At 33.9% G+C, this 24,787-nt stretch carries 26 protein-coding genes; 16 read left to right on the top strand and 10 right to left on the bottom strand.

Annotated elements, in window-relative coordinates; genetic code table 11:
• Positions 1 to 38 precede the first annotated feature (38 nt).
• A complete protein-coding gene (locus tag COJ46_RS00695) occupies positions 39 to 1,457 on the bottom strand; it encodes an amino acid permease (protein ID WP_097974009.1) in 1,419 nt (472 codons plus the stop codon).
• A 648-nt stretch (positions 1,458 to 2,105) separates the two neighbouring features.
• On the opposite strand from COJ46_RS00695, the gene COJ46_RS00690 reads away from it, so the two are divergent.
• Entirely contained in the window at positions 2,106 to 3,368 is a 1,263-nt protein-coding gene (locus tag COJ46_RS00690; RefSeq protein WP_098565599.1) for an efflux RND transporter periplasmic adaptor subunit, read from the top strand.
• Positions 3,369 to 3,913: 545 nt separating this feature from the next.
• Here the strand turns inward: COJ46_RS00690 and COJ46_RS00685 are convergent.
• Positions 3,914 to 5,209 carry an MFS transporter gene (locus tag COJ46_RS00685; protein WP_097974013.1) on the bottom strand — a complete coding sequence of 432 codons (1,296 nt, stop codon included), beginning with the start codon at positions 5,207 to 5,209 and terminating at the stop codon, positions 3,914 to 3,916.
• Positions 5,210 to 5,665: 456 nt separating this feature from the next.
• On the opposite strand from COJ46_RS00685, the gene COJ46_RS00680 reads away from it, so the two are divergent.
• The 11 genes from COJ46_RS00680 to COJ46_RS00630 all read left to right on the top strand — a co-directional run bounded on the left by COJ46_RS00680 (position 5,666) and on the right by COJ46_RS00630 (position 16,726).
• Complete coding sequence (locus tag COJ46_RS00680) at positions 5,666 to 6,472, top strand: alpha/beta fold hydrolase (RefSeq protein ID WP_097974014.1); 807 nt, start codon at positions 5,666 to 5,668, stop codon at positions 6,470 to 6,472.
• A gap of 34 nt (positions 6,473 to 6,506) precedes the next feature.
• A complete protein-coding gene (locus tag COJ46_RS00675) occupies positions 6,507 to 7,310 on the top strand; it encodes an IclR family transcriptional regulator (protein WP_097974016.1) in 804 nt (267 codons plus the stop codon).
• A 361-nt stretch (positions 7,311 to 7,671) separates the two neighbouring features.
• A complete protein-coding gene (locus COJ46_RS00670) occupies positions 7,672 to 8,205 on the top strand; it encodes a cupin domain-containing protein (RefSeq protein WP_097974017.1) in 534 nt (177 codons plus the stop codon).
• A gap of 100 nt (positions 8,206 to 8,305) precedes the next feature.
• Complete coding sequence (locus tag COJ46_RS00665; protein ID WP_097974019.1) at positions 8,306 to 9,226, top strand: VOC family protein; 921 nt, start codon at positions 8,306 to 8,308, stop codon at positions 9,224 to 9,226.
• A 63-nt stretch (positions 9,227 to 9,289) separates the two neighbouring features.
• Entirely contained in the window at positions 9,290 to 10,081 is a 792-nt protein-coding gene (locus tag COJ46_RS00660) for an SDR family oxidoreductase (protein WP_097974021.1), read from the top strand.
• A gap of 31 nt (positions 10,082 to 10,112) precedes the next feature.
• Entirely contained in the window at positions 10,113 to 11,801 is a 1,689-nt protein-coding gene (locus tag COJ46_RS00655) for a thiamine pyrophosphate-binding protein (RefSeq protein WP_098565598.1), read from the top strand.
• Positions 11,802 to 11,813: 12 nt separating this feature from the next.
• Positions 11,814 to 13,259 (top strand): aldehyde dehydrogenase family protein, encoded by a 1,446-nt coding sequence (locus COJ46_RS00650; RefSeq protein ID WP_097974024.1) that lies wholly within the window; start codon positions 11,814 to 11,816, stop codon positions 13,257 to 13,259.
• 15 nt (positions 13,260 to 13,274) lie between these two features.
• Positions 13,275 to 14,057, top strand: coding sequence for an aspartate dehydrogenase (nadX, locus tag COJ46_RS00645; protein WP_098565597.1), 783 nt, complete (start codon positions 13,275 to 13,277; stop codon positions 14,055 to 14,057).
• 31 nt (positions 14,058 to 14,088) lie between these two features.
• Complete coding sequence (locus tag COJ46_RS00640) at positions 14,089 to 15,390, top strand: aromatic ring-hydroxylating oxygenase subunit alpha (protein ID WP_097974027.1); 1,302 nt, start codon at positions 14,089 to 14,091, stop codon at positions 15,388 to 15,390.
• Between the two features lie 20 nt (positions 15,391 to 15,410).
• Positions 15,411 to 15,920: an aromatic-ring-hydroxylating dioxygenase subunit beta gene (locus COJ46_RS00635; RefSeq protein ID WP_097974029.1), complete on the top strand. Its 510-nt coding sequence runs from the start codon at positions 15,411 to 15,413 to the stop codon at positions 15,918 to 15,920.
• A 23-nt stretch (positions 15,921 to 15,943) separates the two neighbouring features.
• Positions 15,944 to 16,726 (top strand): SDR family NAD(P)-dependent oxidoreductase, encoded by a 783-nt coding sequence (locus COJ46_RS00630; protein ID WP_097974030.1) that lies wholly within the window; start codon positions 15,944 to 15,946, stop codon positions 16,724 to 16,726.
• Positions 16,727 to 17,071: 345 nt separating this feature from the next.
• Here COJ46_RS00630 and COJ46_RS00625 read toward each other — a convergent pair whose 3' ends face one another.
• From COJ46_RS00625 to COJ46_RS00615, 3 genes are read right to left on the bottom strand one after another with little or no spacing between them, the layout of a single operon-like run.
• On the bottom strand, positions 17,072 to 17,860 hold the full coding sequence (locus tag COJ46_RS00625; protein WP_097974032.1) for an ABC transporter permease: 789 nt from the start codon (positions 17,858 to 17,860) through the stop codon (positions 17,072 to 17,074).
• Entirely contained in the window at positions 17,857 to 18,762 is a 906-nt protein-coding gene (locus COJ46_RS00620; protein ID WP_097974034.1) for an ABC transporter ATP-binding protein, read from the bottom strand. Before COJ46_RS00620 ends, COJ46_RS00625 begins: the two co-directional genes overlap by 4 nt.
• Positions 18,759 to 18,998 carry a PLDc N-terminal domain-containing protein gene (locus tag COJ46_RS00615; protein WP_097974036.1) on the bottom strand — a complete coding sequence of 80 codons (240 nt, stop codon included), beginning with the start codon at positions 18,996 to 18,998 and terminating at the stop codon, positions 18,759 to 18,761. Before COJ46_RS00615 ends, COJ46_RS00620 begins: the two co-directional genes overlap by 4 nt.
• A gap of 129 nt (positions 18,999 to 19,127) precedes the next feature.
• Between COJ46_RS00615 and COJ46_RS00610 the strand changes: the two genes are divergently transcribed.
• The 4 genes from COJ46_RS00610 to COJ46_RS00595 all read left to right on the top strand — a co-directional run bounded on the left by COJ46_RS00610 (position 19,128) and on the right by COJ46_RS00595 (position 21,124).
• Complete coding sequence (locus tag COJ46_RS00610; RefSeq protein WP_097974038.1) at positions 19,128 to 19,667, top strand: helix-turn-helix domain-containing protein; 540 nt, start codon at positions 19,128 to 19,130, stop codon at positions 19,665 to 19,667.
• Positions 19,668 to 19,771: 104 nt separating this feature from the next.
• Positions 19,772 to 20,089, top strand: coding sequence for a hypothetical protein (locus tag COJ46_RS00605; protein ID WP_098565596.1), 318 nt, complete (start codon positions 19,772 to 19,774; stop codon positions 20,087 to 20,089).
• A gap of 320 nt (positions 20,090 to 20,409) precedes the next feature.
• Positions 20,410 to 20,673 (top strand): hypothetical protein, encoded by a 264-nt coding sequence (locus COJ46_RS00600; RefSeq protein ID WP_098565595.1) that lies wholly within the window; start codon positions 20,410 to 20,412, stop codon positions 20,671 to 20,673.
• A gap of 250 nt (positions 20,674 to 20,923) precedes the next feature.
• Positions 20,924 to 21,124 (top strand): cold-shock protein, encoded by a 201-nt coding sequence (locus tag COJ46_RS00595; protein ID WP_097974042.1) that lies wholly within the window; start codon positions 20,924 to 20,926, stop codon positions 21,122 to 21,124.
• Positions 21,125 to 21,564: 440 nt separating this feature from the next.
• Here the strand turns inward: COJ46_RS00595 and COJ46_RS00590 are convergent, their stop codons facing one another.
• The 5 genes from COJ46_RS00590 to COJ46_RS00570 all read right to left on the bottom strand — a co-directional run bounded on the left by COJ46_RS00590 (position 21,565) and on the right by COJ46_RS00570 (position 24,719).
• A complete protein-coding gene (locus COJ46_RS00590; protein WP_141437757.1) occupies positions 21,565 to 21,915 on the bottom strand; it encodes a DoxX family protein in 351 nt (116 codons plus the stop codon).
• A 232-nt stretch (positions 21,916 to 22,147) separates the two neighbouring features.
• Positions 22,148 to 22,741: a hypothetical protein gene (locus COJ46_RS00585; RefSeq protein ID WP_097974044.1), complete on the bottom strand. Its 594-nt coding sequence runs from the start codon at positions 22,739 to 22,741 to the stop codon at positions 22,148 to 22,150.
• Positions 22,742 to 23,011: 270 nt separating this feature from the next.
• Positions 23,012 to 23,485 carry a GNAT family N-acetyltransferase gene (locus tag COJ46_RS00580; protein WP_097974045.1) on the bottom strand — a complete coding sequence of 158 codons (474 nt, stop codon included), beginning with the start codon at positions 23,483 to 23,485 and terminating at the stop codon, positions 23,012 to 23,014.
• A 151-nt stretch (positions 23,486 to 23,636) separates the two neighbouring features.
• Positions 23,637 to 24,125, bottom strand: a complete 489-nt coding sequence (locus COJ46_RS00575; RefSeq protein WP_097974047.1) for a YxiF family protein — start codon at positions 24,123 to 24,125, stop codon at positions 23,637 to 23,639.
• 291 nt (positions 24,126 to 24,416) lie between these two features.
• A complete protein-coding gene (locus COJ46_RS00570) occupies positions 24,417 to 24,719 on the bottom strand; it encodes a hypothetical protein (protein WP_098565594.1) in 303 nt (100 codons plus the stop codon).
• Positions 24,720 to 24,787: the final 68 nt, after the last annotated feature.

The following is a 24,787-nucleotide window of genomic DNA, read 5'->3' as shown; positions in this document are numbered from 1 at the left end:
AAGGAAAACCAATTTCCCTGTGGCTTTTTAATACTGCTCTAGCTTATTTTCGTTTTATTATTGTTATTCGCTGTCGCAAGCTTACTTCTTTTCTTACCATATAATCCATACACAACAAGTCCTATAGCCATCCAGACAATAAAACGAATAAATGTAATACCTGGAAGACTAGCGATTAGATATGCAGAAAATCCAATCCCAATTAAAGGAATAATCGGTACCAATGGTGTTTTGAAACCTCTTTTTAAATCAGGACGTTTTATACGTAATACAATAATAGAAGAACAAATTAAAATAAATGCTGTTAACGTTCCGATATTAACTAATTCTGCAACTTCGTTAATTGGCGTAACACCTGCTACAAATGCCGTAATTAAACCAATTAATAAAGTAGGACGATAAGGTGTTTTATATTTAGGATGTAATTTTGTAAACCAGTTTGGTAATAGACCATCTCTACTCATTGAGAACCAAATACGTGATCCAGCAAGCATAAACGAGAACAATACTGATAGAATTCCTGCAATGGCAGCCGCAGAAATGATTAACGTAATCCATTTCATACCAATATTACTAAAAGCTTTTGCTACAGGAGCTGCGTTATTAAGTGTTTCATACGGAGCCATCCCCGTAATAATAAGTGACATTGCAACATACAAACATAAAGCGACAGCTAATGATATGATAACTGCAAGTGGTAAATCACGTTGCGGTCTTTTTGCTTCTTCAGCTGCTGTAGTTAATGTGTCATATCCGAATACAGCAAAGAATACTAGAGCTGCTCCACTCATTACGCCATGAAAACCAAAAGGCATGAATGGGTGCCAGTTAGCTGTATTAATATGAAAACTTCCAACGCCAATAACTAAAAGAATAATACCTAATTTGATGATAACCATTAATGAATTAAATTTAGAACCCATTTCAGTTCCTAATGTAAGTAAGCCAGCAATTCCAAGACTTACTAAAACTGCGATTAAGTCAACCTTGTGACCTGCTCCCGTACCAGGCGCGCCTTGTGCCCATACAGGAATATGAACTCCCATTTGTGTTAAAAACTCTTGCATGTAGCCAGACCATCCAATAGCTACTACTGCAACAACTAAAGCATACTCGAGTAACAAATCCCACCCGATTAACCAAGCTGTACCTTCTCCTAAAACAGCATAGCTGTAAGTATAAGCACTTCCGGCTACCGGTATTAATCCAGCAAATTCTGCATAACACAATGCTGCTGCTGCGCTAGCTAAACCAGCAATAATAAACGATAAGAGAACTGCCGGACCAGCGTGTTCAGCAGCTGCTACACCGGTTAATACGAAAATACCTACACCTATGATTCCGCCTAAACCAATGGCAGTCAGTTGCCATAAACCTAAAACGCGGTTAAGTCCGGTATTTTTAGCCCCATCTTGTTGAAGCTGCTCAATCGACTTTTTCCTGAAAAAAGCATTCATCCAAAGACTCCCCCTTTTGTGAATAATCTGTATTTTTAGTAAATAAATACACACCGCTTAAAAGAGTGTGTAGTAACTAATCTTTTTGCAATGGGAGAGTTGTAATAATTTCCCAAATTGATAGAGGAAAGAATGTTAATTCCTCGAAATTTTCGTAAGCGTTTTCTAATGCGTATACGAAATACAATTTTATAGCTTTTCTAGAAAGATATTTTTTGTATTGTAACATAGTTCAATAATACTACGCAATAATAGTATGAATGTTTTAAATATTATATTTTAATCTTATAGAGTCTAAATTTTCATTAAATTAATGAAAGTATGTGCGAAAATACATAGATTTATCAAGGGGTTCTGTGACTTTTTTAGTAGTCTCTACTCATTCGTTCTTCCTAGGAAAAATTAAAACATAAACGATAAAATTATTTTTTTGAAATTAAAATTTGAATATTCCGAAATAACAAAAATCAGCCCAAATCAACCTAAAATTCCCTCAAAAGTACAAATAAATGGATTATTAAAAAAAACATATCAAATATTTATGATTTTCTAAAAAATCTCCTTGAAACGCTTTTTAAAACAATAGACAATAGATATAGGAGATGTCGTATTAAGTTTTTGGCAAGATAAGGAAGGGGCAAGCGTTTTATGGAAACGGCGAAAAGAATTGACGAAGAAAAAGAACAAGTAAAAGTAATTACGCCACGTCAGAAGAAATTTATTTTAATGGGGATCATTGTTCTTTTAATCGTTTCTGTGGTTCTTAGCGTAGCGGTGGTAGAAATTAAAAAAAGTAAATCTCAAACATTACAGTTTATCAGTCCAACGGTAAAAAGTTTTACGAAAACCGAAACTGTGTCTGGTCGTGTCGTACAAAGTCATACTGAAACAATTTACGTTAATCCAACTAAAGGTTCTATAAATGAGATTTTTGTTAAAGAAGGAGATACTGTCACTAAAGGGCAAAAACTTTTTTCTTATGAAGATACAACTATAGCAGCGGAAATTGGACAAGCAGAAGTGAATAAGAAGCTAGCAGAAACAACTGTTACGCAGAAAAACGACCAAATTGCATCATTAGAGAAAGACATTCAAAATGCTATTTCAGCGTCAACATCAACACCGAGTACAACTGATGCAAATAATACAGATAAAAATGCAACAAATACAACAAATACACCAGAGATTCAATCGCTACAAGCTGAACTTAATACTACAAAGGAAGAGCTTAATGCTGCACAGCTAAAAGTAGAACAATATACACTTGAAGCTGAAAAGCTAAAAGCACAGCAAGAATCATTAACTGTTAACAGTAATAGTGATGGAGTAGTACTTAACTTGAACAAAAGTATCGGTCAAGGCTATAAGGTAACAGATAAACAACAAATCTCAATTATGCAAATCGCTTCAAACGAACCATTTGAAATTGAAGGGAAGCTAACAGAAGAAGAGAAAGCAAAAGTTGAGCCAGGTCAAGCAATTAAAGTCACTTCAAAGGTTATTGCCGATAAAAACTGGAAAGGAAGCATTTCAGAGGTAAGTAACTATCCTATGAATGATCAATCCACAAATCAAGATAAGAATTCCAAAAAAGAAGCTATACCATATTACTCTTTTAGAGCAACGCTAGATTCACAAGAGAATCTATATCCTGGCTATGAAACAAATCTTGAAGTAGTAGTACAATCAAAGGATTTGTTAGCAATACCTGAGACGAGCGTTAAAGGATCAGGAAAATCAAAATATGTGTATGTACTTAAAAAAGGAACTATCTATAAACAAAATGTAAAAACTGGCAAAAAACAAGGGAAATACATTGCCATTCTTAAAGGAGTAAAAGAAGGGGATAAGGTAGGAAAAAATCCTTCCTGGACAGTCCGCCCTGGAACTAAAATTGATTTAGATAAGTAATACTAGAGATGATCACTGTAGAAAATTCAATTTTGGATAGTGATCATCTATTTGTAAAAGAAGGCGTCTCAAAAAGTCAGATTAACTGACATGAGACGCCTTTTTTATATGAAGATTAAAGTAGTAGGGGTATCTCAACAGATCTATTCATTTTAGTTGAGAAAATGGCTGTTTTTAAAAGATATTAGTAGAGTTTTATTTGATTTAGTAAGAGTTACAATATATTTGCTAGTTATCCAATTCAAGTCATCTACTATTATACAATTTTCATGTCGTAATACCCCAACTGGTATAGGTAATTATGAATTTTAATTGCAATTTTCTTAGATTTAATTGCAGTTTTGGCAATTTTATTTGCGGTTCTCCAATTTTAATTGCAGTTTTAATAAATTTAATTGCAGTTCATTGTTCTTTGCAACTCTTCAGTGTTTATTTGGAAAATCGGACTTCTTATTTGTTTTTTACCGTTATAAAAAAGGGGCTACCCATTGAAAGTTATACTTTTAGGACGCTCCTCTTTTATTAAAGCGTCTTCAAAACGTTGATTAAGCATTAATTTTTTGTGGAGGAAGGGGTACAGCACGTAGTTCGGTTGCTTCTTCTTTAATAGAAAATAAATATGCAATCAAACCTAAGAGAGCCGTAATGATTAACATAATAATTGAGGTCGTGAAATTGCCTCCTGAAGAATCACGTAACCAGCCCATAATATAACTAGAAAATCCACCCATTAAGTTTGTAAATCCTATTAAGCCTGCTGCACGGCCTGCCGTCTCTTGAGTTGAATATTTTACTAAGAACATATTACTAAGATGGAAGACTCCACCTTGACATCCCATAGCAAGTCCCATGCAAATCCCTGCTAATACTGGATTTGGAACAAAAACTGCTGTTGTTAAAAATAGAGCAGTCAGTGAAAATAAGATTGATGCCATTAAGCTTGGGCGTCTTGTTTTATCGGCAAGAAAGCCACATGCGAGTACAAATCCAAGGGCAAATAACCACGATAAAGAAGTAATACTTGTCATACCTTCACGCTCAAAACCTTTTGCCTCGATCAAATATGTTGGCAGCCATATGCTTATGCCAAAGAAAAGGAAAGAACAGACTAACATACCAAACCATACAATCCAAAAACGATAATCTTGAATAAAATTTTTATTCCCATTGGAACTACTTACTTGATGTTCTATTGGTTCTACTGGAAGATGAATGAGATCCAACTCTTCTTTACTAACCCACGGGTGTTCACCAGGTGTATTTCTTGTAAGAAATATAAACATTGGAATATTAATTAAAAAGTTAAATCCAGCGAGTAGAAAGAAAGCTGATTGCCAATGAAGTGAAGAAATAACAAGTACTAATATAACTGCTCCAATTGCTGGTCCTAAATAGTTACCTGTAAGCCAAGAAGCTTGAGCGCGCCCTAGCTCTCGTTTGTTGAACCAAGCAGAAATAAATTTCCCCGAAACAGGAATCATCATCCCTTCTCCAAATCCTAGAATAATTCGACTTATAATAAATGCTTCATATGTAGTGGAGAGACCAGATGAAAACATAGTAAGAGACCAAACAAATAATCCAGCTATAGCCGTTTTTCTCGCACCAAACTTATCAATAATGAATCCCCAAAATAGATTCGAAATTCCATATGCAATCGTAAAAACAAATGAAAGAAGACCAATTTTTGCATTTTTGTCAACACCAGTCATTCCGAGTGCCTTCAAAAACTCTGGATCTGTTTGTATGACAGAAATGCCAACTTTATCAATTTGTCCAAAGAACCAAAAGAAAAAGATTGGTAAAGCAATTAAAATCCATCTTTTTTGTCTATGTAGCATTAAAATTCTCTCTCCTTTTAAAATCAAGTAATTACGTTTAAAATTTGGAAGGAAAAAGCAGAAACTACGTTTACCTAATAGATATTGAAGTTCAAATAATTTGTTTTGATACTTCAAGTATTAATTTTGGCTCAAACTTGAGCGATTCACTCCTTTCGATGTGTTAATGTTTTAAATATAAAACACTGTTTCATATTTTAAAGATGAAACTCTTTTAAAGATAAAATAATTAGAAAAGTTTGTCAATTATGATTTTACTGAAAAATTTTCCAGTTTTTATGTTTCAATGCATAATCAATTATTTACCTATCCAATGAAAAATTGGGTTATTGACATTAAATTCTGACAAATCTATAATTCAAGTTAAAAAAACATGTTTTTTATATGAAACATTATGTTTTTTGATATTTAGCTTAGTAGATTTTGAGTATAGAAAATAGAGTGGAGGTAATGCGAATGCCGATTAGTCATTTAAAAGAGTTATCGATTCATTATCAAGAAACAGGAGAAGGACAACCTCTTGTAATTTTACATGGTTTGGGTAATAATTCTCAGTCATGGAAGCATCAATTAAGTGAATTGAAGGAACAGTATAGAGTTATTGTTTGGGATGCACCAGGTTATGGTGGGAGTTCCGATCTACAAAAGGAGTTCCATGAATTTTCCGAGTTTGCTAATGTTCTTAAAGAGTTTTTGGATAGTCTAGGGTTAGATTCTATCTATTTACTAGGTCATTCAATGGGATCGGCAATTGCAATTGATTTTACGAATCGTTTTCCACATATGGTCGATGCGTTAATTATTTCAGATGCAACACGTGGAGCAGCTGGGTTAAGTAGAGAAGAAAACGAGAAAAAACTTCAAAATAGATTAAACTCAATTGAAAATCTACATCCAACTGAACTAGCCAGAAAAAGAGTAAAAGCATTACTTGCGCCAAATGCATCACCTGAGGTTATAAAAGAGGCAGAACGTATAATGTCACAAGTTCGTCTATCTGGTTACCGTTCTGTTTCCTACTCATTATCGAACTTAAACCAAATGGAGATTCTGTCTTCAATATCTGTTCCAACACTTGTTATGTGTGGGGAGTTAGACCAAGTAACTCCAGTAAGTGAATCACAAATATTTCACGAGTTGATTCCAAATTCAGAATTTGTTATCGTTCCAAATACAGGGCATTTATGCTATCAAGAAGATCCTAAAATATTTAATCAATCCGTGTTAAACTTTTTAAAGAAACAACCGATAAGTCAAAAGTAGAATTGAATCTATTGTATTAGGAGAGGTTTGCTCGATGGATAATGTAGAAAAAGAAAAATATAGCGCTAATTCTTTAGTTAGAGGATTAGAAATTATTAAGCTTTTTAATGAGGAACATCCTAGTTTGTCACTTTCAGAGATTGCAAAAAAGTTAGGGGTAAGCAGAACAGTACCTTATCGATTACTTTATACATTGCAGTCAATTGGATACTTAACACAGGATGAAAATACGAAACAATATTCGTTAACTCCTAAAGTTCTTGAATTAGGTTTTAGTTATATAAATAGCTTGAAAATACCTGAAATTGCACAACCTTATATGGAATCATTACGTGATGAAATAGGTGCTTCTTGTCATTTATCAATTTTAGATGGACATGAAGTAGTTTATGTTGGAAGTGCACCAGTTAGAGGGGTGTCGGCAGTCAATGTCAATATTGGTTTAAGACTACCAGCTCATGCAACTGCAAATGGAAAGCTACTTCTTGCATACGAGCCAAAGGAAAGTCTTATGCAACTGTTCCAAGTTACAAATTTAACACCTTATACAGATAAAACGTTAACGACGCCTGGAGAGTTTATGGATCAATTAGATAAAATACGCCAAAATGGCTATTCAATGACTAGTGGAGAATTTCACCAAGGTATTCATTCAATCGCTGCACCTATTTACGGTAGAACAGGAAAAGTATTGGCAGCACTGAATATCGTAGCGACTGAATTATCTTATCAGGAAGATTTCATGAATAAAGTTGCATTGCCTAAACTTCTAGATGTCTCTGTTTTACTATCAAACTATATGGGTTACAATGGCAGAGTTTCAAATCAGGTAAAATAGTTAAATTTAAAAATATGGGTTCCCAAACTAAAGGAATCCATCAGACTGTTGACAAGCGCTTGCAATCAGTCTGAAACCCAAGTTTTTTGTACTTTGTCTACACACTGATGGGTTCCCAAACTAAGGGAACCCATATTTTTTTTGCAAAAAAAAACAAGTTATAAACCTTGGAAATACAGTGGTTTTTTATATTTAACTTTTATGACATATCAAAATTTTCTAAAAACTATGTTGACACAAAGGATAATCCATCCTAGAATTATTTTATAGATAAAACACTGTTTTGTATATAAAACACAATAAGTGTTCGATACAAAACATTTTGTTTAAAAAGAACAACAATACAGGGAGGATTTTAAAAATGACAAATGAAACTTTTTCAGTTAAAGAATTTGAAAAAAAATACGTGGCTCGCTTAGAAGACCGTACGCTAGATTGGAATGTTTTAAAGTTTCAAGAGGAAATTGATCCGAGATATAAGCGTGCTCAAATGCGTTATATTGGTCGTGGAGCGACAGCGAATAATGATTCAAATGTAATTACAGCAGAACATTTTACATTAAGTACAATGGTTCTACCTCCTGGCTGTATCGGACCTTTACATCTACACGATGATGTAGAAGAAGTATTTTTTATTCTTGAGGGAGAAGTTACTGCTTTAATTCAAGAAGTTGGTAAAGATGAAGTACATGAAATTAATTTAAAAGCTAGAGATTGTATTAGTTCTCCTCCTGGTGTTCATCGAGGCATTAGAAATGATGGAGATACTGAAGCACGTATGTTAGTTATGCTTGGCGCAGTGAAACCAAACCTTCCAACCTATCCAGAAGGTAGCGCGCTTGAAGAACTTCGTAAACAACGTGCTAAAGAAAGAGAAGCAATCATCAAAGGTTAATTAAAAAGGGTCAGCTGCATTTTGAATAAATTGCAGCTGCCTTTTTCAATAGAGTTAATAAAAGAAAGCGCTTTATATAGATAAATGGGAGGGATTGTTGGTGCTAGGAATTACTCATTTAAGACAGATAAGTTTGATCACACCAAACTTTGAGGAACAAGTGAACTTTTACGAAAAAGTTTGGGGTTTAGATCGTGTAAATGCTTCGGATGACAAGATTGCTTATTTTCGAGGGGCAGGACCTGAGCATCATATACTAAGCCTTCGAAAGGGTGATAAATGCGGTTTGCATCATATCGCATTTGGAATGGTCGATAAAAATGCAGTTGATCGCGCAGCGGAAATCTTACATTCAAAAGGTGTACATATTGTTGAAGAGCCAGGTTATTTGGATGAAGCTGGTGGAGGATATGGTCTTCGATTTGTTGATCCAGAAAACCGTGTAATTGAACTTTCTGCCTGGGTAGAGGTTCAAACATCAATTTGGACTAATAAAAACGTTGATCCTGTGAAATTAAACCATGTAGTTATGAACACAAAAGATTTAGATATGATCGTGGGGTTTTATACTGATGTGCTTGGATTCAAAGTGACGGATTGGAGTGAGCACCAAATGTCCTTCTTAAGATGTAATCGAAAACATCATTCGATTGCATTTAACCAAGATGCACACGCTTCAGTTAATCATATTGCTTACGAAGTTGATTCGGTGGATGAACTGATGCGAGGTATTAGTAATGTTAGGAAAGCCGGATTAAGTGAGTTATGGGGTCCAGGTCGACATGGTCCTGGTAATAATATCTTTTGTTATTTTCAAGATCTTGGTGGATTTGTCATGGAATATACATGTTATCTTGAAACAATTGAAGATGAGGCTGAGTGGAGAGCGCGAGTTTGGAAACGCGTGCCACATCTAATGGATCAATGGGGAATTGCTGGTCCACCAAAACCAGAAGCTCGTAAAGCGATGGGCGGAGAGCCAGATCGTGGCTGGGTAGATACCACAGTTAAAGTGCGATAAAAAGTTTAAATAAAAATGCTTTAAGGAATAAGAACCATGAAAGCTTTTATAAGGGGTGACGGGATGGATCTTGGGTTAAAGGGAAAAGTTGCAGTAATTATGGGTGGCACCTCTGGTGTTGGACTGAAGACAGCTGAATTATTTTTAGGTGAAGGTGCTAAAGTAGCAATTTGCGGAAGAAGCAAAGAGCGCGCAGATAAAGCATTAAAGCATTTACTCACATATGGCAAACGCGAAGATCTATTTGCTGCGACGTGTGATGTTACATCAAAAGAGGAAGTTAATTCGTTTATTCAACAAACAGCAGAAAAGTTTGGTGGAATTGATACGTTAGTGAATGCAGCTGGTCAAAGTGTTATGGGGCATTTTTTCGATATTACTGATGAACAGTGGCAGGAACAAATTCAATTAAAGTATTTCGCAATTATTTATGCAGTTCGTGCAACTCATCCTTATTTAGTGAAAAGAGGAGGGGGCCGAATTATTAATATAAATGCAACTCTAGCAAAAGAGCCTGAGCGTCATATGGTAGCAACAGCAGCAACCCGTGCAGGACTTTTAAATTTAAGTAAGACGTTGTCTCAAGAATTAGCATCTGACAATATTTTAGTCAATTCAGTTAGTCTTGGATTAATTCGGACAGATCAGTGGGAACGTAGAAGGCTGAAGAATGCTCCTGATATGGATCCCGAAGAATATTATAAAGATCTTGCGATAAAAAGAAATATTCCACTAGGTCGTGTAGGTGAAGCGGAAGAAGTTGCTAGTGTAATTGTTTTTCTTGCTTCAGACAAAGCGAGTTATGTAGCTGGTTCTACAATTGAAACTGCAGGTGCAATCGGTAAAGCACTTTAAATAAATTATAAGACAAAGGTAGGATACTAAGATGAAAAATCAAGAAGAGATCGTATTTACTACTGCGGATGCCGTCGTAAAAGAGTTAGTTCAAGCAGGTGTAGAAGTCGCTTTTGGAATCGTAAGTATTCACAATATGCCCATCTATGACGCGATTCTAAGGGATGGAAGTATCAAGCTGATCTGTTCACGAGGCGAAAGTGGAGCAGTAAATATGGCAGATGGCTATGCACGTTCGACAGGAAAATTAGGTGTAGTTATTACTAGTACAGGAACAGGAGCTGGAAACGCTGCTGGTTCATTAGTAGAAGCATGGGCAGCTGGAGTTCCACTACTTCATCTGACTGGAGAAGTAGCATCACCTTATCTTGGTACAGGTAAAGGGTACATACATGAATGCAAAGACCAGCTTTCAATGATGAGCGGTGCTTGTAAAAATGCTGTAAGACTTAGAAGACCAGAACAAACAGCTGGTGTAGTAAGAAAAGCAATTGAAGAAGCATTAACTGCTCCAACAGGACCAGTTAGCTTAGAAATTCCAATCGACTTTCAATCAGCAATTATTGAGGACGTTTCAATCGATAAAGTACAGGTAGATGTTTTTAAACCGCAATTAACTACCGTAATACCAGATATCGCAATTTCAAAAATTTCAGAAGCACGTCGTCCAGTTATTTGGGCTGGTGGCGGTGTTATTTCTGCCAATGCCTCAAAGGAGTTAACAAATTTAGCTGAAATTCTTGGAGCTGCTGTCATTACAAGTCAATCTGGAAAAGGTTCGATACCAGAGGATCATGAGCAATGTATAGGTCATTTTGCAGCCAATGAGTCGACAAAAGAGTTTTTGAGAAATGCAGATTTATTGATTAGCGTAGGTGTACGTTTCAGAGGAAATGAAACTTCTAACTGGAAAGTCCCTGTCCCAGAAGAACATATTTCAATTGATGCAGATTTTAATGCAATTAATCGTAATTATAAAGCAACAGTTGGGTTAGTCGGCGATGCAAAAGATATTTTATCAGCTTTAATAAATAAAATTGATGAAAAGTCTATTTCGGTTTTACCTTCTTACATAGAAGAAGTACGTTCACTAAGAAATGAAGTGCGAGGACAACTTCGTAAAACACTTGGTCCGTTTGAACAGTTTGTAGATGGTATGAGAGAGATTTTACCGAGAGATACGATTTTGGTTCGAGATGTGACAGTACAAGCAAATGTATGGGGTAGTAGAATATTCGATATTTATGAACCGAGAACATCTATTCACGCATCAGGTGGCGGGATCGGTCAAGGTCTTCCTACAGCTATAGGAGCTCAATTGGGTTGCCCTCATCAAACGGTCGTATTATTGGCTGGAGATGGTGGGTTTATGGTTAATGTAGGTGAAGTGGTGACTGCAGCTGAAGAAAATCTTCCTATTATTGTTGTGTTATTTGATGATTCTGGCTATGGGGTTCTTCGTAATATTCAAGAAGCGGCATACGGTCGCCAAGTAGCAGTGAATTTATTAAGTCCTGATTTTGTAAAACTAGCTGAGTCAATGCATTTTGAAGCAGCACGTATTGGATCAGGAGACGAATTTGTTAATGAACTAAAGAAAGCAACTGAAAGAAGAAAGCCAACAATGATCGTTGTAGATATGGAAGCAGTTGGACCTATGGCAAAACCTTTTGGTGGACCTCCAGGAGCAGCTGAAAGCTTTAAGCCAAAAAAATTATAAAGGAGATTCAATATGATTTCGACATATCCAGTTGTATCAGGGAGATATCTCATAAATGATGAATGGAAAGAAAGTAAGGAAACATCAAATATTATTAATCCTGCAAATAAGTCGGAAGTAATCGGTAAAGTAGCATTTTGTACTGAGGAAATCGTAAACGAAGCAATTAATGCAGCATCGAATGCATTTGAACTTTGGTCAAAGAGTGAGATTCAGGATCGTGTAGAAAGAATGAAAGCAGCAGCACAGGAACTTTCTAAAATCATTGAAGAACATGTTTCGTTATTTGTTCGTGAAAATGGAAAAACACTAGTAGAAGCTAAAAAAGACTTATTACGCTGCGTTGAAGTAATGAATGGTGGAGCGGATGAGCTACTTAAATGGTGGAGTCCAGAAATACTTTCAGGAAATCAAAAAGTTCAAGTAAGAAGAAGAGCTAGAGGGGTTACTGCAGTAATTACTCCTTGGAACTCTCCTATGATTTTAACATTTAAACGAGTGATTCCTGCTGTTTTAGCAGGTAATACAGTTGTCGTGAAACCTGCGACAAATTGTCCACTTACCATTATGGCTTGTTTAAAAGTGGTGGCTAAACATTTTCCGCCTGGTGTAATCAATATTGTAACAGGATCAGGAAAAATGATTGGTGACAAGCTTTGTTCCGATTCACGAGTTCGTACGATTGCTTTTGTCGGAAGTACACAAACAGGTAAAGATATTATGAAAAAGTCCTCTGGAAATCTTCAAAAAGTATATATGGAGCTTGGTGGGAATGACCCAGCAATCATTTTAGAAGATGCAAACTTAGATGAAGAAGCTATTAAACGATTAAGAATGAGTATTTTAAAAGCGGCTGGCCAAGTATGTTCGGCAATTAAGCGTGTGTATGTACAAGAATCTAGATATGTTGAATTAGTAAAAAAACTGAAAAAAGAATTTGAGCGTATTGTTGTAGGTGATGGTATTCAACCTGATGTAACGATGGGCCCATTAAATAATAAAGCTCAGTATGACTATGTTAATGGATTGATCGAGCGTACTGAAAAAGCAGGTGCAAATATAATAACAGCTGGAATTCAACTGAATCCTGAAATGTGGGATCAAGGATACTACATCTTACCAACAATCGTGACAGGTATTGATCAGCAAAGTGAGATCGTTCGTGCAGAACAATTTGGACCAGTAATTCCTATTTTACCTTTTTCAACTATTGACGAAGTTATCAAACTAGCAAATGATAGTGAATTTGGCTTAAGGGCTTCTGTTTGGACTGAAAATGAAGAATTAGCTATTGAAATGGCAGATCGATTAGAAGCAGGCGCAGTTTTTCATAATAATCACACCATCTTTAATGATTTAGCATTGGATTTCCCAGGATTAAAAGAGAGTGGTGTTTCAAGGGAAACAAGACACTGTGGATTGGAATTCTTTGCAGATTCATATGGATTTGCAAACTAAGGGTGGTGAATGGGCATGAAACTAGGTCTAATCGGCTGTGGGAACATTGGCCAATTTCTTCTTCAAGCTATAAATAAAGATGGAATGTTACCAGGTGGAAAGATTGTTTCAATTTATACGCGTTCCGAAGAATCAGGCGTTCAACTTGCTAAAGAATTTGAAACAGAAGCTTATCAAAGTGTAGAGGAGCTACTTCTTTCTGATCTAGATTTAGTAATTGAGGCTGCAACAGTTGATGCTGCAAAGGAGTACGCTATAAATGTTCTTGAAGGTGGAAAAGACTTATTGTTAAGCAGCATTGGGGTCATGGCTGATTTTGCATTTGAAGAAAGAGTTCGAGAGGTTTGTTCAAGATATGGTGTAAACGTTTTCTTACCTTCAGGGGCAATTGGTGGATTGGATATTTTAAAGTCAGCAAAAGCTGTAGGTGGTCTAGAGGCTGTTTCAATTACAACTAGAAAACCACCTGGAGCATTATCAAAAGAAGTATTCGATAAAGAAACGATATTGTTTGAAGGCTCTGCGGCTGAAGCAATTAAGCTATACCCAAGAAATATTAATGTGGCAATTATATTATCCTTAGCTGGACTTGGTGCTAACAATACAAAAGTGAAAATTATTGCTGATCCAATTGCAATAAAAAATAGTCATTTAATTGAAGCATCTGGTGCGTTCGGAAAACTTAAACTTGAGATTGAAAATGATCCAATGCCAAATAATCCTAAAACAAGTTATTTAGCAGCGTTAAGCGTTTTGGCAATGTTACAAAACAAGGATAAATATGTACAAGTTGGGTAGATAGTCGAAATATGAAGGGAGAGTGCTGTGCATGATTAAAACAGAAAAAACTTTAGATGAATTATCAAAAGAACAACTAGTAAATTACTTAAACGAAACTGTCAAACCAGATGAAGGAGTCATTCCTGCATATCTTCTAGGTGATAAAGCAGTTTACGAATTAGAGCATGAAAAAGTATTTTTAAAAACATGGGTTTTTCTTGGACATGAATCCGAAATTCCAAATCCAGGGGACTTTATGACCCGTGAGCTTGCAGGATATTCAATCATTATCTCACGCGAAAGTATGGGAGAAATTAATGCATTTTACAATATGTGTACACATCGTGGCATGAAACTGTGCCGTGCTGATAAAGGAAACAAGACTTTATTTACATGTCCATATCACGGATTTAACTTTAAAAATACAGGTGAACTTGTTGGAGTACCGCTTCAAAAAGATATTTATGGCGAAAGACTTGACCGATCAAAAATGGGTCTTCACCAAGTGAAGCTAGAATCATATAAAGGACTTTTATTTGGAAATTGGGACGAAAATGCAGAGCCTCTTGAAGAGTTTCTCGGCGATTTTAAGTGGTATTTAGATATCGTAGTAGGACGAGCTGAGATGGAAGTAATTGGAGCTCCTCAACGTTTTATCGTTAAATCAAACTGGAAGGTCGGTTCTGATAACTTTGTAGGTGATTCATACCATACGATGGTAACTCACGGTTCAATTGCAAAATTAGGCATGGTACCAAATGCGACATATTCGAAGCGCGGTTTTCAAATTCATACTGAAAACGGACACGGATTAAACCTTGGAACACCAAACCCAGACTTTGCTTTTCCTGAAGAATTGAAGGACGAGTATAAAAGTAACTTGTCAGAAGAACAATATGAAGTTCTATCAAACTTAAAAAATATGATTGGCAATGCTTTTCCGAATATGTCATTTTTAATATCTCACACAAAAGTTAAAGGCGAATTAATTTCGAATACTTCAATTAGAATGTGGAGACCAATTAGTCACAATAAAATGGAAGTAATTGCATGGATGCTAGTAGAAAAAAATGCTTCTCAGGAATGGAAGAATCGATCAAGAGATTCCTTTATCTTAACGTTTAGTCCATCTGGTATTTTTGAGCAAGATGATACTGAAGTATTCACAGATATAACGGAAGCAGCTCAAGGTCCAATGCTATTTCAAAAGAATTTAACTTATAACTATACAATGGGACTACATCGTGAACCTGTCGATTTTATCGGACCTGGGGTAGCCTATGATGATAAATTTACAGAAGCAAGTCAACGCAATTTTTATCATTATTGGCTTGAATTAATGACAAAGTAATAAAGGGGGGAGGAAGAAAAATGAATGTTGAAAAATTAATAGCGAAATTACAATTTGAACAGTGGTTAATTGATGAAGCAAAACTACTTGATGATATTGAATTTGATGATTGGTTTAGTTTAATGCATTCGAATTTAATCTATCAAATGCCTGTACGCGTAAATAAAGAAGGAACTGAGCGCCCAGACTATTCTACTGAGATGTTTACTTTTAATGATGATATTGAATTATTAAAGCTTCGAGTAGATCGATTGAAAACTGACTATGCATGGGCTGAAATTCCTCCTTCAAGAACCCGCCGTTTTGTAAGTAATGTTGGCGTAAAAGAGCTAGTTAAAGAAGAGAAGGCAGTAGTTAATAGTTACTTACTGATTTACCGTAGCCGCAGCACAGATATTCACCATGATTTAATTTCTGGAGAACGTCATGACGAGTTTACATATGAAGATGGGAAGTGGAAGCTTTCAAAGAGGGTATTTATTGTAGATCAAACAACAATTAATACTAGAAATCTTGCAATCTTTGTTTAATAGAAGAAAAAGGAGGCCAAGTGATGTTATTAAAAGATAAAGTAGTGTTAATTACAGGAGGCGCATCTGGAATAGGAGCAGCCGTTACAAGACAATTCATTCAAGAAGGAGCAAAGGTAAGTATTATTGGTCGCTCACTTGAAACACTAGAGCAAATGAAAGAAGAATTTAATGACAATCTCCTTATCATTCAAGGTGACGTAAGCAAATATGAAGACAATGAACGAGCTGTAAAAGCAACTGTTGAACAGTTTGGTAAACTAGATGTATTTATTGCGAATGCAGGCGTTTTCGATGGTTTTGCAAAATTCGCTGATGTGACACCAAAGGCCCTATCAGATGCATATGATTACCTATTAAATATAAACGTAAAAGGATCATTTTTTGGTGCAAAAGCAGCTTTAGAGGAATTACAAAAAACAAATGGTAATATTATTTTTACAGTATCTGGGGCAAGCTTCTATCCAGACGGTGGTGGAGTTTGGTACACGGCTAGTAAGCATGCTCAAATCGGATTAATGCGTCAGCTTGCCTTTGAACTAGCACCAAATATACGAGTAAATGCAGTAGCGCCAGGAGGAACTTTAACAGCACTAACTGTCATCCCACCTTTACGTACTTTTACTAAATCCGTAGATAATGATACAAAAGCAAGCAATATAAAAAGAAGAAATCCACTTCAACTTGCACAAATGCCTGAAGATCATGTTGCAGCATATGTACTTTTAGCATCTGACCAGTCACGTGCAATCACTGGTGAAGTCATTTCTAGTGATGGTGGATTATCGGTTCGTGGGCTCGGTTAAGAAATTTTTTGATAAAGAATAGGGTGTCTTAAAAGGGTTACTTTTTAGGGACACTCTTTTTTTATTAGTGCTAATTAAATTGTAAGCGGTAGTAGTTCAAACCGTATATATGATGATTTGTTTAGAGACCAGTTATATGATAAATCGTATGTTAGAGCTGCTTCAGATTTGTTTATATAAAAAGGATCTAAGTTATTGATCCTTTTTTTGTTGCTTAACTAACTAATGCATGCGATAGTTCAATAATACTTGGAGCCGATAAACGATGATCGGCTCCTATTTTATTATCTGGCAGAATAGTTCAATAAGATTTAATTTATTTTTTTCTTTTCTTAAGATGGAGACTTATTCATGATTAAATTTTTTATTAGCAATCCAATAATACGTAACCAAGAGTGTCATCAAAATACAAACAATAGTTAATAGTATATTGATTATTCCATTCGAATTCACTGTTCCTGTTATTAAAGATTCCGTTGCTAGTTTACTCATACTAGCTGGATTTACATAATCAATTGCTGGATTCAAACCGACGATAATTCTACAACCAATAAGGTAAACAATTGAAACTAGTGCGATAACACCCTGGCTGTGAAAAACAGTACTGATCATCGTAGTAAATGTAACGATATAAAGAACCCATGCAAGATAAAATACAAGTCCAGTTATCATCTGTGAAAATGGAACATCCGTAAAAAGATAATTTACGTATAGATAAGAAACAATGTATCCAACTGATACACTTAAAACAGCCATCAAACCATTTGATATAATTTTTCCACCTATATATGAAATAACTGTAACAGGTCTTGTTAGAATAAAGGCTAACATGCCATTCGCTTTATCCGATTGAATTATACCCATCATTGAGATTGCTATAATCATAATCCCAAGTTGATCAAATTGAGAACCTAGTGTACTGGCCAGTACTTCGCCGCCTTTTAGTTTGGTCATACTCGGGTCAATTGTAATTCTCTGACTACCGCCCAATGATTCCAAAATTGATGGCAAAAAATAAGTTACTATCGGCTGGGTTAAACCTAAAAAGATAAAAGCAATTGGTAACCACATAACTTTATAATCGCGAATAATTTGTGCAAATTCTTTTTTAGTTAGTACAATGAAGTTATTCATTTCTTCACCACCAATTTTAGGAATATATCTTCTAACGTATCATTGTTACTATCAAATTTTAGGATATCCACTTCATTCTCGATTGCATTTTTCAATAACATATTTTTATTTATTGAGATGTTTTCAACTTTTATTTTCACTTTATTCCCAATGACCTCTACTTCCCTCACATATGGTAATTTGTTAATAACATTAATCCACTTTTGATCTTTTGCTGTAATTTCCAAATTTAGTTTATTTTCGCAATTTCGATTTAACAGTTCCGTTATCGTTGTATCTTCTATTTTTGTTCCATTCTTAATCACTACAAATCGTTCACATATTTCTTCTGCATCGCCCAATATATGGGTCGATAATAAAATCGTTGTATCCTTTTTAATTTCTTCAATCAGGTTTAAAACTTCTCTTCGACCGATTGGATCTAATGCAGATACAGGCTCATCCATGACTATTAATGAAGGTTTATGAAGTAGTGCTTGGGCAATACCAAGACGTTGTTTCATTCCTCCGGATAAAGAGCCAACCCTTGAATTCTCTTCATCTTTAAGTCCAACTTTTATCAAAATTTCCGGTATCGAATTTGCTAATTCTTTTTTTGTTAATCCAGAAAGTTTGCCCATAAACGTAAGAGTTTCTTTCACTGTCATCCAATGATAAAAGTTAGGATACTGTGGTAAGTAACCTATTTCCCTTTTCATTTGTGATATTTTTTTACCATTTAGTAAAACCTCTCCTGAGTTAGCATTGATAATGTCTGAAATCACTTTTAGTAATGTTGTCTTACCTGCCCCATTCGGTCCGATTAATCCAATACATTCTCCCGATTGTAGTTCCATTGAGAAATTATTGACTGCAATTTTCCCTTTAAATGTTTTTGTTACATTTTTGATTTCCAATTTCATGACCTCTCACTATCCTTTCTCCCCATAACAAAGTACAGAATTGGTCCAAATGTATTCGCAAATATAACAATAAACGTCCAAAAGACCACATTTTCTCTCGTTTTTCTATGTCGGTACAAATCAATTAATGCAATTAAAATTAATAGTGCAGATACTAATATAACTGGCAATATTATCGGTAGATAAGTCATAAAATCAAAATCTTTTAGATCATCAAACTCATAGTGTAGTTTCAATTCATCATTCCCCCTAAGTAAATGCTCGTTCTCATTATCGATAATGATAATATAATTAATGATATGTTGCAACCACTGTTCTCATTCTTTATAATGAGAATTAAAATCAACAGAGAATAAGGTGATAATATGAGTAATAAAACTGAAATTATAATGCATCCAGTAAGAATGAAAATCTGCCAAGCGTTAATGAGAAATAAAGAGCATGGACTAACACCATTAGAGATGATTAAACTCATTAAAGATGTACCTCAAGCAACGCTATATAGGCATATACAAATCATGGTGGATTCTGATATTATTCGCGTTATTAAAGAAAAAAAGGTGAAATCAGTTTCAGAAAAATATTACGTTTTAAATGTAGAAGAAGCAAGACTTGATGAAGATGAATGGAAGGAAGCTACTATAGAGGAAAAATTAAACTATATATCATCTTATCAGTTGTTACTTATGACTCAATACCAAAATTATCTAAACAATTTAGAGGAACAAAATAGGCAAGAGGATCGTGCTACTTTTTCAGTAGTAGAATTAAAAATTAATGATGAACATTTTTTACAATTTCAAAACGAATTACATGAATTAATGACTAGATACTACAATGCCACGAGCAAAGAAATAGATAGCCCTGTTCGAACAATTGCAATAACTATTATTCCAGAAACTTAAATATTATAGAAAGATGGTTTTAAGTTTGCACCACCTATTTTTAGTAATGTTGTCGGAATGTATAATTTAGCTATGAAGAAATTTAGTGATTTGGTGCAAGTATAATGGGAAAACGAGGGAGAAAAAAACAGGAAACGGCAAGAGTTCAGATTACATTATTTATTTCAAACAAAGAAGATAAGGAAATCTACGAGTATATCACTCAGGCGACTAGTAATAGTGCTGCGGGTAGAGAATTATTATTAAATGCGTGGAGTATGACTCAGAAACAATTTGTACCAGAACAGAATAAAACAGATGATTTTGAGATTTATGATCGAAATAATGAATTACGATTTGATACAGTTCCAGGTAGTTTAGAAATTGTTTATGAAGAAGGACTACAAGAAGATGCTAGTACCTTGGATGATTTCTACTATTAATATATTTAGAAACGCATTAGTTATTGCTAGTGCGTTTTTTCCCTATTTCCAATGCTCCTTGAACCTATTGAAACTATCTGGGGATTTTGAATTATCGTACCAAATACAGATAATATAACAGCCGAAAGTTTGATAGAATATATGATGAAAAAACAATGAAAACTTCAAATGAAGGTTGTTAAATTAAATGAGATTGTGAAGGGGGTTACACTTAAACTAAATGGCAGGTTAGTTCAATAAGGAAAGAAGATAAAACAACTGTTTTATAGAATGTGTAAGTAATATAATTTGTTAAATTTTGTAAAATGGAGGTGTGGAAAATGAAAAGTAATTCAGCTTTTATTGGTGCTTCAATTATAATTGGTTGTGCTATTTTAGGATTGTTTTTAATGTTAACTTTTTCAAATAATAAAAATAATACATCCAAATTTTCGAATGATTATAAATACGAAATGATTCCAGTAAACGAGAATAATATCATTATTTTTAATAAAGAAACTGGTGAATATTGGAGAAAATTTTTACCAAAAAATGAGGGTCCTACAAATTGGGAAAAAGAAAAATCACCAATTAATAATAAGTAATAAATACTTATTAACGTTATGCAACTAACGCATGCGTTAGTTATATAACGACGTTTAGAGCAAAATAATCGGGTCCTATTATACTATTTGACAGTATAGAGCATAAAAATATGGTATAAAAATATTGTCGAATTGTATGATAATTTGATTATCTTTATATAATTTGTTAAAATTGGTATATAACAATGTGTGCAATCCACACGATTGGTATATAACAATGTGTGTAATCCACACGAGGAGGCAACAAAAAATGGAACAAGGTAAAGTAAAATGGTTTAATGCAGAAAAAGGATTTGGATTCATCGAGCGTGAAAATGGTGATGATGTATTCGTACATTTCTCAGCAATTCAAACGGATGGTTTCAAATCATTAGATGAAGGTCAAGCAGTTACATTTGAAGTAGAAAAAGGTCAACGTGGCCCTCAAGCAACAAATGTTAAAAAAGCATAATTGACTTAAAAAAGTCGGATTCTATTTAGTAGAATCCGACTTTATTTATGTCTTATAAAATAAAAAACCCCTATTCGAAAAAGAATAAGGGTAAAATCTAAAATGGATCTGGTAAAGAAAATGGTTTAAGGTATTATATCCCAAATAAAATGAAGATACAAATATCTATTAAATTTCTACTAATGAAGGCAGAATAAATTAAGTTTTTTTTACTTAGATGATAGATTTAAAATGAATCTTATTCAACTAAAGCATGCGTTAGTTTAAGTGTAAAGTCTCACAATCTTTACTAATTCTCGATAAATAAAAAGCGACACTGTCATTTTTGAAGCACCGCACCAAAAGCCCCTCTGACTATACAGGAGGAATTAACGTAATATTATAATAGGAAATTAAACTGTAAGTTCTTTTATTAAACTTCCCCAAAATTGCGAACAAGTTTAAGCAAAGGTTATGTTCTTAATAATGAATACAATAGATAGTATTAAACAGATCGTCGCAGGAATAATCATTACAATTGATTGATGTGCTCGAAAAATATGAGAATGTATGGCTCCTAACATGAGAAGTACAAATAATACACTTGATCCAATAGTTAAGTAGCTAATCCAGATACCACTAATCATACCTATTGCTCCAATAATTTCAATCAATCCAATTACAGACATGAACCATAATGGATATTGATAATGCCTCCAATGTTCAACCTGAAACGGCATACGTAAAAGTTTTATGAATCCTCCTACTAAAATAAAAAACGCTAAAATTACTTGCATGACAATAGTTATCATCTATCCTCACTCCTTTTTATTGATCTTATTTAGAGGTATTCTCATCCCAACGATTATATGGATATATATTCCATACAATGTTCTATCATTAATAGAATCATTATGAAGTTAAAATTTCAACTAACCTGCATCCTTTAGTTGAACAAGAAAAAAGCCACCAAAGCAGCAGCTCACTCTTCAACTCTTGCATTGCGTTAGTTGAAGAAAAAATGATGGTAGATAATTATAGTTATTAGTGAATGTTACGTTTTTCTTCGCAATACTCTACAATATATTCATAAATACCTTTATTACCAGTAGTTCCTAAGGGACCTGTATCACCTTTACTTATTAAATCTTTTGCACTATTTAATGCACTAATGTAATTTCCACTTTGTATATGGGCTAACATTTTCATCAGTTCTTCATGGTAAAAATCTGATTGTTGTATGACGAATTTATTGAAATTATCTACATTTTTTTCCATTGAATTTATAAACGTCTCGTACGTATCAATAAATTCTATTACGGTTTGTCGAATATCATCTTCAATATTAACTAAACTATTTTCAACAATATTAATCTCTTTGATAGGATAGATTGGTGCTACAAATGCTCCTATTGCTCTCAAACTCATAGGTTCTTTTGCATTTTCCTGTATATCGAATATTTCCCAAAATAAATCATCATAAATAAATGGTTTAATATTACAATCCATAGTAATTGAAATTTCATTATCATCTGTAAGATTAGTTGAATAGACTCCCGTTACAAAAAAATCTCCTACTTTTTTAAATAAACAGTATGACCTCTTTTTTAAGCCAAATTCTTTAGACAGCTCTCTCATAGACTTTTCTTGAATTTTTTCAATTTTTTAAAAAGAGCCTTTTGTTCTTTTTTCAAAATTAATTCACACCTTATCTCATTTAATTCTTTAAACAAAGTCTATATAACCTAATATAATCAATAATATTTTAACAAAAACTCTTATTATTATCACATGGCTTACCAAGAATCCTTATTCAACTAAACTGCCATTTTGTTGAATAAAAAAAACCGACTAAACAGCCGATCATGTAATTCAACTAATGCATCAGTTAGTTGAATAAGGTTTTACCTAAACTAAATGTTTTACAAATAAAACTCTGTCTTGATCTGGACCATCATAATTTGAATTTATAGATACACCATCAATTACTCGATCTCCTTGTTCAATTTCAAATCCCATCTTGGTATGAAAAGCAATTGAATCTTTATTAACAGGAGACGTTACACAACGGACAATACTACGTTCATTTTGCTCAACAACATTAAAAAAAGTATTGTATAAATGTTTTCCAATATTATGCTTCCTGTATTCCGGATGAACTCCAACGAAATGAATATACGCTTCATTTGAATGAGTTTGAGAAAGGAACCCTATTAGAAATCCCACGAGTTTACCATCCTTTTCCGCAATGAAACTGGTTTTTGTAAAATGGTCGAAGAATAATTTTGGTAACATATCAGACATATTCCTGCCACCCCACCACTCATTGATTAGAGGTGAAATTACATAGTAGTCAGAACCTTTAACTGAACGAATTTCCATTTTAATCCCCCTTTTTATGTAAAAATCTATTTAAACTAATATTAACATTAAAGCAAATTTTATATTATTCCTTATGCAACTAATCTGCCATTTACTTGAATAAGAAAAAAGCTACCGAAGCAGCTTTAGGTTGTTCAACTAATGCACTGCGTTAGTTGAATAAGCCCCAGTTAGTAAATGTATCCCAGTATTCGAACCTTTCAATACAAACTCCAAAATTAAAAGTCAGTTCAAAAACAATAAAATCAAAAGTATCGTTATACCCACTAAAGTTAACTATCCAATTTATATCTCTAAAAATATCTCCAAACCTTAAAACAATTGCACCTGTTTCAAAATAATTCAAATGAAACAAAATAACTTCTTTTTCTTGAAGTTGCTTTGGGATTTTACTATATAACAAATCAAGCTCATTAACTGCTTTAACACTACTATGTTCAAACTTAAATTCCTCTTTATTTTTACCTAACTTATCTATTTCGTTATACAAATTAATAATTAAGTCTCTGGAATATTGAGGATCTAAGAAAGAATTAAGAGTTAAGTGTATGTCTTTAGTCTTCAATTCTTTAATTAAGTTATTTCGATTATTTTTCAATTGAAGTAATTTAATCTTTTCCTTTCGATCGTTGATATCCACTTAAATATTCTCCTCTAATGAACATATTAATTAGTTATATTTTAACAAAAAACTGAATTCCTTGTTCAACTAAACTGCCATTTACTTGAATAAAAAAATGAGCTGCAAGCAACTCGTGATCTTCAACTAATGCATGCGTTAGTTGTTTACTTTAATCTTTGCTACTTATTTTGGCTTCACATTAAATTTAGTTACACCAGTATAAACTTTGTTGTTACCTTTACTCCAATTTAATGTAAAAGATAAATGAGTATTTTTTCTAGAATAAACGCTGTTTTTATAATCACTACTTCAATAGGATTCGAGAGGTGTTTTAGGTTTCACTTCCTCATAGTCAACTTTTGTTTTATCGTAATATATTACGGTTAAATGCTGTACATTTTTATCTCCCAAATATTTAATCGACGTATCATAAACCCATTTTTTATGATCTAACCTTGGAGTTACTTTAATTTCCCAATTCTTAATTACCTTCGTTTGTTTAACGTTCAATGTTTTCGGTTGATCCGTTTTAATGCTGGCATTCATTGATTTACATGCGGACATAAATAAGCAAAATGTTAGAATTAATGCTAATAAGTATCGTTTTTTCATAAACCCTCCTTAGTTGTAATTACACTATTATTCTTAATTCAAGAACCCCTAACACTTTTCCTTTCTTG

The organism is Bacillus sp. AFS077874 (assembly GCF_002566505.1).
GTDB lineage: Bacteria > Bacillota > Bacilli > Bacillales > Bacillaceae_G > Gottfriedia.
The sequence above is the reverse complement of the archived record's forward strand: the minus strand, read 5'-3'. Positions and strand labels throughout refer to the sequence as shown.